16 protein-coding genes and 1 pseudogene are annotated in these 15286 nt (G+C 69.6%); 8 read left to right on the top strand and 9 right to left on the bottom strand.

From position 1 onward, the window contains the following. Nucleotides 1-19: 19 nt before the first annotated feature. Nucleotides 20-1531 (bottom strand): IMP dehydrogenase, encoded by a 1512-nt coding sequence (gene guaB, locus IEY55_RS15690; protein ID WP_189058475.1) that lies wholly within the window; start codon nt 1529-1531, stop codon nt 20-22. Nucleotides 1532-1704: 173 nt separating this feature from the next. On the opposite strand from guaB, the gene IEY55_RS15685 reads away from it, so the two are divergent. After that, complete coding sequence (locus IEY55_RS15685; protein WP_229686430.1) at nt 1705-2106, top strand: DUF5319 domain-containing protein; 402 nt, start codon at nt 1705-1707, stop codon at nt 2104-2106. Nucleotides 2107-2226: 120 nt separating this feature from the next. Here the strand turns inward: IEY55_RS15685 and IEY55_RS15680 are convergent, their stop codons facing one another. The 5 genes from IEY55_RS15680 to IEY55_RS15660 all read right to left on the bottom strand — a co-directional run bounded on the left by IEY55_RS15680 (nt 2227) and on the right by IEY55_RS15660 (nt 7709). Beyond that, nucleotides 2227-3177 carry an anti-sigma-D factor RsdA gene (locus IEY55_RS15680; RefSeq protein ID WP_229686429.1) on the bottom strand — a complete coding sequence of 317 codons (951 nt, stop codon included), beginning with the start codon at nt 3175-3177 and terminating at the stop codon, nt 2227-2229. A 1-nt stretch (nt 3178) separates the two neighbouring features. Beyond that, nucleotides 3179-3751: a sigma-70 family RNA polymerase sigma factor gene (locus IEY55_RS15675; protein ID WP_189058471.1), complete on the bottom strand. Its 573-nt coding sequence runs from the start codon at nt 3749-3751 to the stop codon at nt 3179-3181. A 527-nt stretch (nt 3752-4278) separates the two neighbouring features. Next, nucleotides 4279-4875, bottom strand: coding sequence for a response regulator transcription factor (locus IEY55_RS15670; protein ID WP_073479281.1), 597 nt, complete (start codon nt 4873-4875; stop codon nt 4279-4281). Between the two features lie 111 nt (nt 4876-4986). After that, nucleotides 4987-5865 carry a hypothetical protein gene (locus IEY55_RS15665; protein ID WP_189058469.1) on the bottom strand — a complete coding sequence of 293 codons (879 nt, stop codon included), beginning with the start codon at nt 5863-5865 and terminating at the stop codon, nt 4987-4989. 719 nt (nt 5866-6584) lie between these two features. Further along, the gene (locus IEY55_RS15660; RefSeq protein WP_189058682.1) at nt 6585-7709 is read right to left on the bottom strand and encodes a MerR family transcriptional regulator; all 1125 of its coding nucleotides are present in this window, start codon (nt 7707-7709) and stop codon (nt 6585-6587) included. A 212-nt stretch (nt 7710-7921) separates the two neighbouring features. Between IEY55_RS15660 and IEY55_RS15655 the strand changes: the two genes are divergently transcribed. Further along, nucleotides 7922-8218, top strand: coding sequence for a WhiB family transcriptional regulator (locus IEY55_RS15655; RefSeq protein ID WP_189058466.1), 297 nt, complete (start codon nt 7922-7924; stop codon nt 8216-8218). A gap of 428 nt (nt 8219-8646) precedes the next feature. After that, nucleotides 8647-9006, top strand: a complete 360-nt coding sequence (locus IEY55_RS15650; protein WP_189058464.1) for a hypothetical protein — start codon at nt 8647-8649, stop codon at nt 9004-9006. Nucleotides 9007-9355: 349 nt separating this feature from the next. Here IEY55_RS15650 and groL read toward each other — a convergent pair whose 3' ends face one another. After that, nucleotides 9356-10981: a chaperonin GroEL gene (gene groL, locus IEY55_RS15645; protein ID WP_189058463.1), complete on the bottom strand. Its 1626-nt coding sequence runs from the start codon at nt 10979-10981 to the stop codon at nt 9356-9358. 90 nt (nt 10982-11071) lie between these two features. After that, nucleotides 11072-11368: a co-chaperone GroES gene (groES, locus tag IEY55_RS15640; protein WP_189058461.1), complete on the bottom strand. Its 297-nt coding sequence runs from the start codon at nt 11366-11368 to the stop codon at nt 11072-11074. A gap of 252 nt (nt 11369-11620) precedes the next feature. Here groES and IEY55_RS15635 point away from each other — a divergent pair, with 252 nt between their 5' ends. Further along, entirely contained in the window at nt 11621-11971 is a 351-nt protein-coding gene (locus IEY55_RS15635; RefSeq protein WP_189058460.1) for an ArsR/SmtB family transcription factor, read from the top strand. A 1-nt stretch (nt 11972) separates the two neighbouring features. After that, nucleotides 11973-12470: an SRPBCC family protein gene (locus IEY55_RS15630; protein WP_189058459.1), complete on the top strand. Its 498-nt coding sequence runs from the start codon at nt 11973-11975 to the stop codon at nt 12468-12470. Between the two features lie 196 nt (nt 12471-12666). Here the strand turns inward: IEY55_RS15630 and IEY55_RS15625 are convergent. After that, nucleotides 12667-13026 (bottom strand): annotated as a pseudogene (locus IEY55_RS15625) (tachylectin-related carbohydrate-binding protein); the annotation flags it as partial. A 59-nt stretch (nt 13027-13085) separates the two neighbouring features. Between IEY55_RS15625 and IEY55_RS15620 the strand changes: the two are divergent. The 3 genes from IEY55_RS15620 (at nt 13086) to IEY55_RS15610 (ending at nt 14979) form a co-directional block, all read left to right on the top strand. Further along, complete coding sequence (locus IEY55_RS15620) at nt 13086-13889, top strand: Hint domain-containing protein (protein ID WP_189058458.1); 804 nt, start codon at nt 13086-13088, stop codon at nt 13887-13889. After that, a complete protein-coding gene (locus IEY55_RS15615) occupies nt 13886-14185 on the top strand; it encodes a colicin D domain-containing protein (RefSeq protein ID WP_189058457.1) in 300 nt (99 codons plus the stop codon). The genes IEY55_RS15620 and IEY55_RS15615 overlap by 4 nt, the downstream gene beginning before the upstream one ends. A gap of 236 nt (nt 14186-14421) precedes the next feature. Beyond that, a complete protein-coding gene (locus IEY55_RS15610; protein WP_189058456.1) occupies nt 14422-14979 on the top strand; it encodes a hypothetical protein in 558 nt (185 codons plus the stop codon). Nucleotides 14980-15286: the final 307 nt, after the last annotated feature.

The following is a 15286-nucleotide window of genomic DNA, read 5'->3' as shown; positions in this document are numbered from 1 at the left end:
CAGGCAGGCTACGCCCTGCTCAACGCGTGGTGTAGTTCGGTGCCTCGGCGGTCATCGTGATGTCGTGCGGATGGCTCTCCTTGAGCCCGGCCGCGGTGATGCGGACCAGCTGGGCCCCCTGGAGATCGGCGATCGTGGCCGACCCGGTGTAGCCCATGCCCGCACGCAGTCCCCCGACCAGCTGGTGCACCACCTGGCTCAGCGGCCCGCGGAACGGGATCCGACCCTCGATGCCCTCCGGCACCAGCTTGTCCTCGGACAGCACGTCGTCCTGGAAGTAGCGGTCCTTGGAGTAGGACCTGGCCTGCCCGCGGGTCTGCATCGCGCCCAGCGAGCCCATGCCCCGGTAGGTCTTGAACTGCTTGCCGTTGATCAGGATCAGGTCGCCGGGGGACTCCGCGGTGCCGGCGAGCAGGCTGCCCAGCATCACGCTGCTCGCGCCCGCGGCGATGGCCTTGGCAATGTCGCCGGAGTGCTGGATACCGCCGTCGCCGATCACCGGCACGTCCGCCGGCCGGCACACCTCGGCGGCGTCGTAGATCGCGGTGATCTGCGGAACCCCCACCCCCGCCACGACCCGCGTGGTGCAGATCGAGCCCGGGCCGACACCCACCTTGACGCCGTCCACACCGGCCTCCACCAGGGCCTGTGCCCCGGCGCGGTTCGCCACGTTGCCGCCCACGACGTCGACGGTGTCGCCGAGCTCCTGCTTCAGCTTGGCCACCATGTCCAGCACGTGGCGGTGTTGGCCGTGCGCAACGTCCACGATCAGCACGTCCACCCCGGCGTCGACCAGGGTCATCGCCCGCTGGTAGGACTCCGCACCCACGCCGACCGCGGCCCCGCACAGCAGCCGGCCGTCGGCGTCCTTGGTCGCGTTCGGGTACTGCTCGGTCTTGACGAAGTCCTTGACCGTGATCAGCCCGCGCAGCTTGCCGGCCCCGTCCACGATCGGCAGCTTCTCCACCTTGTGCCGGCGCAGCAGCCCCAGCGCCGCCTCCGCGGTCACCCCCACCTGGGCGGTCACCAGCGGACTGGGCGTCATGACCTCGCGCACCGGCCTGGTGTGGTCCATCTCGAACCGCATGTCGCGGTTGGTGATGATGCCGACCAGGGTGCCGTCGGCGTCGGTCACCGGCACTCCGGAGATACGGAAGCGGGCGCACAGCGCGTCCACCTCGGCCAGCGTGTCGTCCGGCGAGCAGGTGACCGGGTCGGTGACCATGCCCGCCTCGGACCGCTTGACAACCTCGGCCTGCGCCGCCTGGTCGTCGATGGACAGGTTGCGGTGCAACACGCCCATCCCGCCCATGCGGGCCATGGCAATGGCCATCCGGGCCTCGGTCACGGTGTCCATGGCCGAGGACAACAGCGGCACCCTCAGGCTGACGTTGCGCGACACCCGGGTGGTGGTGTCGACCTCGCTGGGCACGACCTCGGAGGCGGCCGGTAGCAACAACACGTCGTCGAAGGTGAGCCCGAGCGTCGCGAACTTGGGGGGCAGGCCGGGAGCGGTGAGCTCGCTGGTCATGGCGGGTTGCTGGCCTTCCTAGGGAGCCGGCCGCCCGGTGCGGCCGGGTCCTCGTACGGGTGGCGTCGGGCAGATTGTCGCCCGGAGCGACCATTGGCGGAACGGGTACCACCATGCTAACGGGCCGGACTGGGTCACCGTTGCGAGCGGTTCGCCCGGTACGGTGCGACCCCGTGCCGCATGATGCGTTGCCCCCAGACCCGTTCGCGGAAGACCCGGACGACCCGGCCCGCGAGCTGGACGGCCACGAGGACGCCGAGCCGGTACAGCCGCTCGGGGACGCCGAGCGCGCCGAGTTGCTGGCCGACCTCACCGACCTGGCCGTCTACCAGGCGTTGCTCGAACCGCGTGGTGTCCGCGGGATCGTCGTGGACTGCGGCGACTGCGGAGAACCGCACTACCACGACTGGGAGTTGTTGCGGGCCAGCCTGCAGCAGCTGCTCACCGACGGTCGGATGCGCCCGCACGAGCCCGCCTTCGACCCGGACCCGGCCGCGTACGTGAGTTGGGAGTACTGCCGCGGGTTCGCCGATGGCGTGACGGCCACCGAGAGCAGCCGCGAAGGCAGCCGGTAGCGGGGTACCGCCCGGCCGCTCGGTCATCCCGGCCTCGCGGCCGCTGATCACGGACGGCGGGGCGCCGCCACCGGCGGGCGGCAGGGCCACCGTGACTCGCCCGGCGCTACTCCCCGCTGGTCACCTGCCGCCGCCGTCGGCGGGGTCCGACTGACCGGACTCGCCGTGGCTGCTGCGCGAGCCGTCGCTGGTGCCGCCGTCCTTGGAGCCACTGCTGCCGGGGGTCGTGGACGGCGTGCTGCCGGTCGGCTTCGACGGGTCGCTGGGCGAGACCGGCGTCGTACTGGTCGCCGGCGGGGGCTGCGGGTTGCGGGAGGTCGACGGCTGCGACGTCGCGGTGTCCCCGCTGCTGGTCGGTGGCTTGGCCTGCTTGCTGGAGTCGGCGGTGCTGCTGTCGGGCGGGAGCAGCTGCCCGGTGTTGATCGCGTGCAGCAGCGTTCCGTGGGTGGCCATCAGGTCGCGCTTGCCGTCCTCGTTGTTGACCTCGCCGATCTGCGTCTCGGCGCGGTCGAGCAGGGCGCGCGCCTCGGCGATCCGGCCGTTGGCCAGCAGGGTCCTGGCCTGCTCCAGGTCGGCCTTGACCGAGGCGGCGGCCTCCACGGAGCGGGCGTGGTCGGAGTAGAGCACCCGGGTCAGGCCCCACAGGGCGTCTCCGGGCTGGGCGTCGCGGGCCACCATGCCGACGCCGGTGAAGGCGATGGCCAGCACGGCCGCGGCGCTGGCCAGCGGGACCAGCAGCCGGTGCCGGCGGCGTGGGGCGCGGGCCGCGGCGACCACGGCCAGCGCGGTGTCGGTGTCGACCAGCTCGTCGATCGGCTCGGCGTCGACGTCCCGCCGCCAGGACAGCAGCAGGGCGCTCAGCTCCTGCTCGGCCAGCCGGCCGGTGAGCGCCGGGTCGGTGCCGCCGAGCATGTCGAGCAACGCGTCGTCGGCCTGCAGGGCGGACAGGTCGGTCGGTGCTCCGGACTCGATCAGGGTGTCGTCGAGGTCCATCGGACCGTCTGCCGGCCGCCCGTCGCCGACGCCGGTTCTTCCGCGGTCGGCCCCGTTCTCACCGTCGTGCCGGGCCACTTCAGACCACCTCCTCCGCGGCCAACGTCCTCCGGAGCCTGGCCAGTGCTCGGTGCTGGGCCACCCGCACCGCACCGGGGGTCGAGCCCACCGCCTCGGCGGTCTCCTCGGCGGACAGCCCGACCACCACCCGCAGCAGCAGGATCTCGCGCTGCTTCGGCGGGAGGACCCGCAACAGGTGTGCCATGCGCTCGGAGAGCTCGCCCTGCATCGCGCGCTGCTCGGGGCCGGCGCCCAGCTCCGGGGCGTCGGGCACCTCCGGGACCGGCTCGGACCGGTTGCGCGCGGCGGAGCGGTGGGCGTCCGCCACCTTGTGCGCGGCGATGCCGTAGACGAACGCCAGGAACGGCCGCCCCTGGTCGCGATAGCTCGGCAACGCCGTGAGCACGGCGAGACACACCTCCTGGGCGACGTCGTCCGCGGAGGCGAACGACCTCTCCTGCCTACCAACTCGGGCACGGCAGTACCGCACCACCAGGGGCCGGATCGTCGCCAGCAGACGCTCGATCGCCTGGCGGTCGCCTTCGACGGCGGCGCCGACGACGGCGTCCAGCCCGTCCCCCGAGTTGGTCATCGCAGACAGCAGCCCTGGTGTTACGTGTAGGCGGACCGACGAACGACCGGCGCGAGGTGGTTGCCCGCCTGTTGCCGGCCGAGCCCTCACCGTACCGGGCAGCGCTGACAGGTCGGATGTCGGGCGCGGATCAGCACCCGGACGCCGGGTGCGATGCCGCTCACATGGATCAATGTGTGACAGCGAGGTGACGGGCGGAGCGAGCATCGCGGCGACAAGGTGCGCAGCGAAGCCCAGAACCGAGCAGTCCGGCCACAGTCGGCACCGGCTCGGCGACCCCGGAGTGGGGTGGACCGAGCCGGTGTGCGATCTGCCACACGGCTAGGTGAATGCCGGTCAACCGACCGGGACGCCGCCGCCGTCCGGATCAACACTGACGGTCGGGCCGACGCCCCACTCGGTACCCGCACGCGATGCCCGCGGTCCACCCCGAAAGGGGTCCCCGTTGTGTGGGGTGAACCCGGACACCACCGAGTGATCGGATGGTGACCTTGTCCGGGCGGTTCATACCGCCCGGGCGGGTCGGGTCAGGAGACCAGGCCGCGTCGGAAGCCGTGTGCGACGGCCTGGGCGCGGTCCCGCACGCCGAGCTTGCGGAACAGCCGGCGGGCGTGGGTCTTCACGGTGTCCTCGGACAGGTACAGCTCGCGGCCGATCTGTCCGTTGCTCTTGCCCTGGCTCATCCCCCGCAGGACCTGCAGCTCCCGCTCGGTGAGCTGCACGCCGGGGTCGGAGGGCTGTCGCGGGGCGGGCACCGAGGTGCTGGCGAGGGTGTGGGCGAGGGCGGCGACCAGCTCCGGGCGAGAGGCGTCCCAGCGGAGGTAGCCACGGGCGCCGCCGGCGATCGCGGCGGCGATGCTGCCGGCGTCGTCCGGTGCGCCGAACACGATCACGTTGGCCTGCGGGTGCGCGGAGACCAGCCGCCTGGTCGCTTCCACCCCCGTCGGCACCGCGCGCTGCGTGCCCACCAGGACGACATCGACCGGCTGCCGGGAGTAGCGCGCCAGCAACTCGTCACCGTGCGCCACGCAGTCGATCCTGCTCACCCCCGGTACGGCCGACATGACACGGGTGAGGCCCTCCCGGACGCTGCGCCGGTCATCGCAGATCAGGACCGTCGTCACGGGGACTCCTTCCTGCAGCCGAGTGACGTTCCAACTCCCCTATCGGACGCCGGAGCCCCGACCTTGACACGATCCGGTACTTAATCCGTCAAGGATCGAATCGCCGCCCGTTCAGGGTGGGTCACCGGAACGGAGCAAACCCGAGGGTAACCAGGGGGAGGCCGCCGCGAACAGCCTTCCGTCCGAATCAGATCTGCGAAGTATCTCGCGCAGGGCAGCGGCGGCGTCGCGACGCAGCGCGGCGGCTTCCCCGGTGTCCGATAAATCCGCTCTGACCAGCGCGGATGGCCACAGCAGCGGGAGGAGACCGAAGCGGGACGCCCACCCGAGCGCGCGGTCGAGAGCGGTAGTCGCCGCGGGTGCGTCGGCGGTGGCGAGCGCGGTGCCCAGGACGAGCGCGGACTTGGCCCGATGCCGGGTCGAGGGGGCTTCCTCGGCCACAGGAATCACTCGTTCGGCGGAGTGGATCGCGGCATCCGGGCGGCCGGAGGCCAGCTCGATCTCGGCGGCGACCCAGCCCACGCGGACCGCGGGGCGCCAGGCCGCGGGATCCGCGGCGCGGGTCGCGGCCTCGTGCAGCCGCCGGGCCTCGGTGAGGCGTCCGAGGCCGATGGCGTCGGCAGCCAAGCCGAGAAGGGCGTCGACCCGGGCACCCGCAGCGTCCACCGAGTCCGGGTCGGTGCTGGCGCGAAGGCGGGATGGTGGGATCTCGGCGATCCGGCTGAGGGCGAGGGCGTCCAGGACGCGTGCCGGGGCGTGCGCGCCGAGTTGGCGGCGGTGGGAGGAGAGCGCCGTCGCCGCAAGCGCGGCGATGACGGGGTCGTGGTGTCTGGACAGGGGGTGGAGGAGGGCGGTGGCGGCGGCGTAGCGGCCCTGGCCGCCGAGGGCGACGGCGGCGAGCCAGCGGCGCCACGGGTCGGGGTCGAAGGTGGCGGCGGAGACGTCGAGGTCAGGCCGATCGCCGAACGCAGCTCGCCGCAGGTCCACCATCCCCGCATTGTCGGTGGCCGGTGCCGCGGCCGGGGATTGACCTGGCCGGCCGACGCCGCTCGCCGCCACCGCCGCGCCGGGTGTGGCCCGGCACCACCGACGGCAACCCGACAGGATTTTCCATGGGCCTGGCCAACGAAATCGCCACTGGCCACGAGTCCGATACCGGCGCTCGCACAGTCGGAATCCTGACGGAACGGTGGGGCGGACCACCCGACCCGCCCCCATCACCTCTACATTTGCAGTTCTCGGTTGCATTGATGGCTATCCAGCCATCCCGCCGGATATTTCCAACCACCATTATCTGAGCCTGCCACCTTTCCTGGAAGACAAGTTGCCCGGGCGGCGAAGCACCCGAGGGGCAAGGCACCCGGAATGACCAGCTGTGGGAAGGCGAGTCGCACCTGAAGAGCGAGTTGCCCGGCGGTCGAGACACCCGGAAGTCAAGCGTCCTGGGAGGCCCAGCACCCGAGAAGGCATGTGCCTGGAAGTCGAAGGACATGGAAGACAAGGGGGACTTTGGCGGGCGTACTCGGCCAGCGCGGCGAGAGCAACGGCCCCGCGGAATGCAATTTAATTCCGCTCTGTTCTCCACCCGAGCTCGACAGGCGGCCGCGAATGGCCACTTCCCGAACTCACTGCTACGGTTCACACTTCGAGTCCGCACTTTCAGTGGGCACGCGTGACCGCGTCGAGATTCAGCACAGATACCCGGGAAATCAGGAGCGCGCGGCGCCGGTGGCGACGCCGCCGACCCCCACCACCGTCTGCTCCAGCCGATCCGCGGCGGAGCCGAGGCCGTAGAGCAGCTCGATCTGGCTCGGCAGCAGGACCGGTTCCCAGCCGGGCCCGCCGGCGAACACGCGCACCCGCTGCCGGGGCCGGGGCAGCGCGGTAAGCAGGTCGGGGTTGGCGTTGCGCGGCAGGTGTGCCCAGAGGACCACCGCCGCCGGCGCGGTCCGACGCACGGCCGCGGCCAGCGCGTCCGGTGGTACGGCCGCACCCAGCGTCAACGTGCCCACTCCACGCAGTGCCAGCTCGGCGCCGAGCGCCTTGATCGGGAGGCTGTGCTGCTCGTCCGGCATGCACGCCAGCAGTACGGGCCTGGGGTTGCGCGGCGGCGGGGCACTCGCGGTCGCCCGGGACAGCGCCGTGACCACACATTCGTCGAGCATGTGACCAACCGCGATCCCGGCACCGGAGTGTTCCCAGCGCTCCCCCACGGCACAGACCACCGGCCGGATCACGCCGTCCCAGGTGGACACCACCCCGTCCTCGGCGATCGCGTCGCTGATCAGGCGCAGCGCCGCCGCCGCGTCCATCGCCAGCGCGGCCCGGCCCAGCCCGCGTGCCCGGCGGCCGGCCCCGGGCAGCCGGAGCACCCGTCCCCCGACCCGGATCCCCGCGCCCTCCTGCTCGTCCTCCTCGCCACCGGCGAGCAGCAGCGGCTCCGCGCTCACGGGCGGTGCGGCGGCCTCCTGCGGCGGCTCCCCGACCAGCGACGTGGCGACCTGCAGCGACGGGAGCGGCGCGGTCAGCGCGTACCGCGCGGCCTCGGCCGGGGAGGCGCCGCGCAGCAACGCGCGTTGCATCAGCTCCAGGCGGGCGACGTCCTGTGGGCCGTAGCGGCGGTGCCGCCCGCTGGTGTGGTCGCTGGGCCCGAGCCCGTACCGGCGGTCCCAGGTGCGCAGGGTCGCGGGCGCGACGCCGAGGCGGCGCGCGACGGCGGCCACGCTGAGCCGGGGCTCACCGGCATGGGCGGCGATCTCCTCCGCGGCCGGTTCCGCGACGTAGTCGGGGGTCCCGTCAGCCGTCACCCCGTGGTGCGTGTCCGGCTGCGTCATCACGGCGGACATGTTCCGGGTGCCCCGGCCGGGTGGCAACCCGGGTGACCGGATACGGCCCCCGTCCGGCGCAGCGACTGGGCCGATCGATTGAACAACGACTGCCCCGCTTCCTCTTGAACAAGTTTTGGCGCGGTTCTACGGTGAGGTCTCGTTGGCGCGGCAACCAGCGACAGGTGGGGCACCGATCAGGCGGTGAGGAGGTGGTCGCGGTGGCTGACACTCGGCGGCTCCCCGGACCCAATGCGGACCTCTGGGACTGGCAGCTTCGCGGTTCCTGCCGAGGTATGGACAGCGCCTTTTTCTTCCATCCCGACGGCGAGCGGGGGCCAGCGCGCGCTCGTCGGGAGGCACGGGCGAAAGCGATCTGTCAACGCTGTCCGGTACTCGAGCAGTGCCGGAAACACGCATTGGCCGTCCAGGAGCCCTATGGCATCTGGGGCGGTTTGTCCGAATCGGAACGGGACTCGATCATCAAGGCCCGCAAGCGGCAGCTTGCGCTGCGCTGAACCTGTCCGGGGCTCGTCGGGGGGGCAGCCCTGGGCCGGGCAGCGGGCGGGGAGGGGGCGACGTCGGTCTGGCGGCGCCCCCTCCTCGTGTCCAACGTCGGTGACCGCAGAGCCCGAGCAGGTGTGTCGGGTGCAGGTGTGCTTCACCGGGCGGGAGAACGCGGTGATGGGGCGGGCCAACACGGCTCTCTCCACCCAAGCATCCCGTCGGACGAGGCACCGATGCGTCCGGCAACGCAGCACCTGAGCTCCGAAACCCGCACAGGTCCCGGCCAGAGACCTCGCAGGAAGCCATCGGGCTGCGGCTGGTCGGCACGCCCTGGCGCCCAGCATCCGTCAAGTGCTCGACGTGGCACACGAGGACGCCGCGGAGCCGGTACCAAACCCGCCGTCTTGATCTTCGGTGAGCCGATGGGGAAGGAGGCCCCATGTTGAGCTCGAGCACGGCCGCCCCGTTGTGGACGGACCTCGTCCGGAGCGTCGCGGCCGAGCTGGACCAGCGCATCGGCGTGGTCGTCGGGCTGTTCGGCCTCGTCAGCCTGATCGTCTACGTCGTCCTGGTCGTCGTGACGATCGTCAGCGTGTCCCGCTCCCCACTGGGCGGCGGCGAGCAGGCTCTCTGGGTCCTGCTGGCCCTCTTCTTCCAGCCGTTGAGCGTGCTGCTGTGGTTCGCCACCGGCAAGACCGTGGCGTACCTGCAGGCGCGTCCCATCCCCGCGACGCAGGCGTCGATGTCGCAGCCATCGGACCAGCCACCACCGACAGGTCCCCCACAGGGATCTTCCTAGGTCCCACGTTGTACCGGAAGAGTGATTTCCGGCGTGTCGGTAGATCGACAGCACCGACCGAAAAGATCCCGAATTATCAGATGAAATCGATCAAATCGGGCCGGTTCGACACCGTCCGCCCGTGACTCTCCGTTTAGTCGAAACACCCTGTTCTGGTGAATCAGTCGGGTGAACGAACGTCCACACCGGACCGGTGGTCGAGCCTGCCCGCGACAGTGCCAGCCGCCAAGGGGCGGATACCGCCGCGCTGCCGAAAACCGAGGGGGCCGGCCCGCGTGACGCGAGCCGGCCCCCTCGAACGGACCTTGGTGGCCGTGGCCACCGCGGAAGGGTTCCGCGAACGGCCGGGTCAGTGCCGGTGGCCGTGACCGTGGCCGTGCCCGGCGGCTGCCTCCGGCTCCTCCTCCTTCTTTTCCACCACGGCGCTCTCCGTGGTGAGCACCATGCGGGCGATGGAGGCGGCGTTGGAGACCGCGGAGCGGGTGACCTTCACCGGGTCGACGATGCCGGCCTCGACCAGGTCGCGGTAGGTGAGCGTGGCCGCGTCGTAGCCGTGGCCCCACTCCTGCTCGCGCACCTTGGCGACGACGACCGCGCCCTCCTGGCCGGCGTTGGCCGCGATCCACTTCAGCGGAGCCGGCAGCGCGTCGCGCACCACGCGCACGCCGATCGCCTCGTCACCGGTCAGGCCGAGCCCGCCGTCGAGTTGCTTGGCGGCGTGCACCAGGGGGGCGCCGCCACCGGGCACGATGCCCTCCTCGACCGCGGCCTTGGTGGCCGCCACCGCGTCCTCGATGCGGTGCTTGCGCTCCTTCATCTCGGTCTCGGTGGCCGCGCCAACCTTGATCACCGCGACGCCGCCGGCCAGCTTGGCCAGCCGCTCCTGCAGCTTCTCCCGGTCCCAGTCGGAGTCGGTGGTCTCGATCTCCCGCCGGATCTGCTCGGCCCGGGCGTCGACCGCGGACCGGTCGCCCGCGCCGTCGACGATCGTGGTGGTGTCCTTGGTCACCACGATGCGGCGGGCCTTGCCCAGCACACCCATGTCGACCTCGGACAGCTTCAGGCCCACCTCGGCGGCGACGACCTGGGCGCCGGTGACGACCGCGAGGTCATCCAGGAACGCCTTGCGCCGGTCGCCGAAGTAGGGGGCCTTGACCGCGCAGACCTTGATGGTCTTGCGCATGGCGTTGACGACCAGGGTGGACAGCGCCTCACCCTCGAGGTCCTCGGCCACGATGAGCACCGGCTTGCCGGCCTGGGCGATCTTCTCCAGCAGCGGGAGCAGGTCCGGCAGCGCGGAGATCTTCTCCCGGTGCAGCAGGACGAAGGTGTCCTCCAGCACGGCCTCGCCGGACTCGTGGTCGGTCATGAAGTAGGGCGAGATGAAGCCCTTGTCGAACTGGATGCCCTCGGTGATGTCCAGCTCGGTGGTCAGGGTCGAGGCCTCCTCGACCGTGACCACGCCGTCCTCGCCGACCTTCTCGATGGCCTCGCCGAGCAGCGCGCCGATCGTGGCGTCCCGGGAGGAGACGGTGCCGACCTGCGCGATGTTGTCCCGGCCCTTGACCGGGGTGGCCTTGGTCTTGAGCGCCTCGACCACGGCGTCGGCCGCGGCCTGGATGCCCTTGCCGACGGCCGCCGGGTTGGCGCCGGCCGCGACGACCCGCAGGCCCTCGCGCACCATGGCCTGGGCGAGCACGGTGGCGGTGGTGGTGCCGTCGCCGGCAACGTCGTTGGTCTTGGTCGCCACGTTCTTGGCGAGCTGGGCGCCCAGGTTCTCGAACCCGTCCTCTAGCTCGATCTCCCGGGCGATGGTCACGCCGTCGTTGGTGACGGTGGGGCCGCCGAACTTCTTGTCCAGCACCACGTGTCGGCCGCGCGGGCCGAGCGTCACCTTCACGGCGTCGGCGAGCTGGTTGACACCGCGCTCCAGAGCCCGGCGGGCGTTCTCGTCGAAGCTGATCTGCTTGGGCATGTCTGCCTTCCTCTAGCTCCCCACGCACGCAACCGCCCCGGCGGCCCCGGGTCCGGGGCCGCCGGGGCGGTTCACGCTGTCAGCGGGTCGTCACTTCTCGACGACGGCCAGCACATCACGGGCGGACAGGATCAGGTACTCGTCGCCGTTGTACTTGACCTCGGTGCCGCCGTACTTGGAGTAGATGACGGTGTCGCCCACCTTCACGTCCATCGGGACGCGGTTGCCCTTGTCGTCCACGCGACCCGGGCCCACCGCCAGGACCTCGCCCTCCTGGGGCTTCTCCTTGGCCGTGTCCGGGATGACGAGGCCGGACGCCGTCGTGTTCTCAGCCTCGCTGGCCTGGACGAGGAGCTTGTCCTCGAGCGGCTTGATCTTCACGCTCACCGGTGTGACCTCCACCTTCTGGGGTCTTCGAAGCGTTGGCAGGTACCGACGGCTCCTGCCACCCCGCCGTCGCGGGTGCCGGGGCGGGCCGGCGCCGTGCGACTAGCACTCTACCTAGGAGAGTGCCAGGTCCTCAACGGCCCCCACAAGGTGCCGGGTCACACCCGGATACAACCCTGCTGAACTGCCATTTTCAAGCCGGTTCACGATCGGCCGATTGACACATGCCTATATGGGAATATGATTCGGGCCGTGGCACGGGCAGCGACGACGACGGATGCGTTCAACGCGGTGGCCGAACCCCGGCGCCGGCAGATCCTGGACCTCCTCGCCGGCGGGGAGCGGCCGGTGAACGACCTGGCACGCCTGCTCGGGCTGACCCAGCCGCAGGTGTCCAAGCACCTGCGGGTGCTCCGGGCGGTGGGAGCGGTCGACGTGCGCGACGAGGGGCGGCAGCGGCTGTACCGGCTCAACGGCCATGCCCTCAAGCCCATCTACGACTGGGTGACGAAGTACGAGCGGTCGTGGTCGGAGCGGTTCGAGCGGCTGGATGTCGTGTTGGAAGAGCTCAAGGACGAAGAACGCAGGGACGGGGAGAGCTGAGATGGCGGGAACGACGAGCAGTGGGTCGGCGACGGTGACCCTCCCGACGGACGAGCAAATCCTGATCACCCGGGAGTTCGACGCGCCCAAACACCTGGTGTACAAGGCATGGACCACGCCCGAGTTGGTCAGACGGTGGTGGAGCGGGCAGCGGGGGAAGGTGACTTCGGTCGAGATCGACCTGCGGGTCGGTGGCCGGTGGCGGTACGTGATGGTCACCAATGACGGGTTCGAGGTCGCCTTCCACGGCGAGTACCGCGAAATCGTCCCGAACGAGCGGATCGTGTACACCGAGATCTATGAGGGCGCGGAGCTTCCCGACGCGGAAGCGCCGCTGAACACGGTCACCTTCACCGAGGTGGACGGACGCACGACCCTCACGGCCCTGATGCAGACCACGAGCAAGGAGCTACGCGACACGATCCTGAACTCCGGGATGGAGGCCGGCATGCAGGAGTCGCTGGACGCCTTGGAGCAGGTCGCCGTCTCGCTCCGCTGAAGCACATGAAGCCCTGCGATGTGCTGTGGTGGGGCGGCTTTCCGGCCGTGCCACCACAACGCGTGCCAGTGTCGGAACCGGGCCCCGGCGCCAGACGAGGCGCGCCGGGGCCCGACCCTGTCGGGCTCACGGCCGCTGCAACGTGCTCACGTTTCCAGGTCTGGTCAGCCCGGCACCGCGGTGAGGGGATCGCCTGTCAAGAGCTCTTCTTCAGCTTGCAGGCATCGGTGTTGGTCATGACGTCGCGATACATTCGCCAACCACCCAGGCCGATCGTGTTGGGCCCCGCCCAGTCGATCTCACGTTCGGGCAGGTAGCGGTACCAGCGGAGAAGACCGTCGTTGGTCACGGCGTAGAGGACGTCACCACCCGGCGAGAAGAGCTGGTAGTAGACCTCCCAACCACCGAAGCCGACCAGCTTCTCTTTCTGCAACCAACGCTTGTTGGTGTGGTCGTAGTGGTAGCGGAAGAGCTTCCCTTCCGTGTCACGGGCGTACAGCACACCCTCGCCCGCCGCGACAATCAGGTTGTAGCGATCCCCCCACCCCGTGTCGACGAGATCCTTCGTCCACCGCCTGCATTGACAAGTTCCACAAGGCGGTCGCCGACGCGAACATGACCTTGTTCGACTTCCTCAAACGGGAAGGCGCCGAGGTCATCCTCGAGGTGATCGGCTACAACGACGCCGTCAAGTGCTTCACCCAGGGCGACGTCGAGGGCTGCATCTGGACCACCATCAACGCACTCACCCTCGCCAGCCCACTCCTCCTGGTCACCAAGGGCGGCAAGCTCGTCGCCGCCATCGCCAAGATCGCCGGCAAGGTCGGCACCTTCCTCAAACGGACCGCACAAGCAAAGAACGAGGTCAAGGCCGGCCGTACGGCGATGCAACGGGCCATTGAGACCTGCAAGGTGCCAGGCAACAGCTTCGCACCCACAGTACCGGTCCTGATGGCCGACGGCACCACCAAGCCGATCAAGGACATTGCGGTCGGCGATCAGGTCACCGCCACCGACCCGACAACCAGACAGACCGCGGCCCGCGCGGTCACCAGGGTCATCGTCGGACAGGGGGTCAAACAGATGGTCTCGGTCGCCGTGGACGGCCCCAACAGAGGGACCATCGAGGTCACGGCGCGCCACCCGTTCTGGGTCACCGAGCGTGGCCAGTGGATCGATGCCCAGGACATCCGGGCCGGTGAGCACCTCCAGACGGTGACCGGGGACCACGTGGTCGCCACGAGCACCACCCGGCACACCGAGGTCATGAAGGTCTACAACCTCACGGTTGAGGGCATTCACACCTACTATGTGCTGGCCGGCACTACCCCATCCTCGTACACAACGCCGGCTGCGGGCCTGCAGGCGCCAAGGGCGGCTGGGAGCGCGCAGCCGACTTCACCAACCCAAAGACCATGAGCAAGAAGTATGATGAACACGCTGCGGTCTTCGGCGTTACGGGCAACCGCAACAAGCAGAATCTTGCGAGGTTCGAGGCGGCCATGCGTCAGCACATGCTCGACCCCGAGACGAAAATATACCGATTCAACTACCGCCACCAGGGCAGTGCGATCGGGTTCATCAAGCCAGGAATAAAGAAGGCGGACCCCTCCAAGATGGTCATGTTGCGCTCTGACGGGACCTTCTGGTCGGCGTGGAATTTGAAAGAAAAACAATTCCTAAGCATTATCCAAAAGGGGTTCTTGTGGGGGTAGGGCGTACCGTGCCATGCACATGCGGTGAGCTGTCCGCCATCCTGTTCGAGAACGGGACGACCTTCAGTCCGGCTTGGTTAAGCAGTGTGGCTGGGACAGTGGTTCCGCTGACATCACCTGCTTGCATCAACCGCAAGCTCGCTGACGCGTTTTGTGCCGGTGCCGCAGCTGTCGGCGCAAGCACGGCGCTAGCAGGGCGACTCGGCCAAGACCACGTCGACGAGGAGCTGGTCACGGTGTCACTGGTCGATGCGGCGGAGCTGGCCGACGCGACCTGGCAGGACACCGAGTTTGTGGTGGCGCTGCCCGACCTGTCGGGCGCCCTCGTGGTCACCACCAAGGGATACTCACTGCTCGGCGGCTCTCAGGCGTTCGTGGAGCGAGCCGTGGCCGACGGAGTTGACGCTGCCCGAGACCTGTTTCGTCGCCAGGCAAAGAAAGGTGGTGCTGCGCTCCGGCGCATCGCGGCCCAGTACCCGCGCACGCATCGCTCATGGAAAACCGCGCAGGAGGTCGACCCAGGCTCAGCCGTGGCCGACCAACTCGCCCTCATGACCGCACTGGTAGCCGGCGAGATCTCCCCCGCATCCTTTGTGAGAAACTGGCTGGATTCCCGAAGCAGAGAGCTAGCCACCGGCGAGCGGACACACGGCCTACTGTACGACGCCCTAAATAGAATTTTCTATTTTCTCGAAGACTATACCGCTGACCCAAGCCTACGCGAGCCCGGTGATCCGACGGATGATGACCTCCTACGCGCCGTCCGCGAAGTACTAACCTTGCTCGACCTGTAGGACCGGACATCGACAGGGTGGCCGCGGCGTAATGCCGCGGCCATCCCATGGTATGCCCAGCAGGGGCGACCGATTGGGGTACGAGAACGGCATGCCACGAGCGGTAAGGGAAAGAACGCGCGATTCGATCCCAGCAAGGGACAAGATCAGAGTGGAGCCTGGGACGCAAACATACGGTGAGGCACGAGGCTCACGAGAAGTGACTCAAGCAGCTGAGAGTCGGAGGATACCTATGAATCCTCTCAGACACCGTACAACAATGAGCTAAAACCAGCGTACACCTGCTGGCCGCCCATGCTCCCGTCGA

This window comes from Longimycelium tulufanense, from assembly GCF_014645795.1.
Taxonomy (GTDB): domain Bacteria; phylum Actinomycetota; class Actinomycetes; order Mycobacteriales; family Pseudonocardiaceae; genus Longimycelium; species Longimycelium tulufanense.
Note: the sequence above shows the minus strand (reverse complement) of the source record. Positions and strands in the feature narration are given on the sequence as shown.

Coding starts and splice junctions, on each gene's coding strand:
- guaB (WP_189058475.1), bottom strand. CDS start 1,531: ATGACCAGCGAGCTCACCGCTCCCGGCCTGCCCCCCAAGTTCGCGACG.
- IEY55_RS15675 (WP_189058471.1), bottom strand. CDS start 3,751: ATGACCAACTCGGGGGACGGGCTGGACGCCGTCGTCGGCGCCGCCGTC.
- IEY55_RS15665 (WP_189058469.1), bottom strand. CDS start 5,865: ATGGTGGACCTGCGGCGAGCTGCGTTCGGCGATCGGCCTGACCTCGAC.
- IEY55_RS15660 (WP_189058682.1), bottom strand. CDS start 7,709: ATGACGCAGCCGGACACGCACCACGGGGTGACGGCTGACGGGACCCCC.
- IEY55_RS15650 (WP_189058464.1), top strand. CDS start 8,647: ATGTTGAGCTCGAGCACGGCCGCCCCGTTGTGGACGGACCTCGTCCGG.
- groL (WP_189058463.1), bottom strand. CDS start 10,981: ATGCCCAAGCAGATCAGCTTCGACGAGAACGCCCGCCGGGCTCTGGAG.
- IEY55_RS15630 (WP_189058459.1), top strand. CDS start 11,973: ATGGCGGGAACGACGAGCAGTGGGTCGGCGACGGTGACCCTCCCGACG.
- IEY55_RS15620 (WP_189058458.1), top strand. CDS start 13,086: ATGACCTTGTTCGACTTCCTCAAACGGGAAGGCGCCGAGGTCATCCTC.
- IEY55_RS15615 (WP_189058457.1), top strand. CDS start 13,886: ATGAGCAAGAAGTATGATGAACACGCTGCGGTCTTCGGCGTTACGGGC.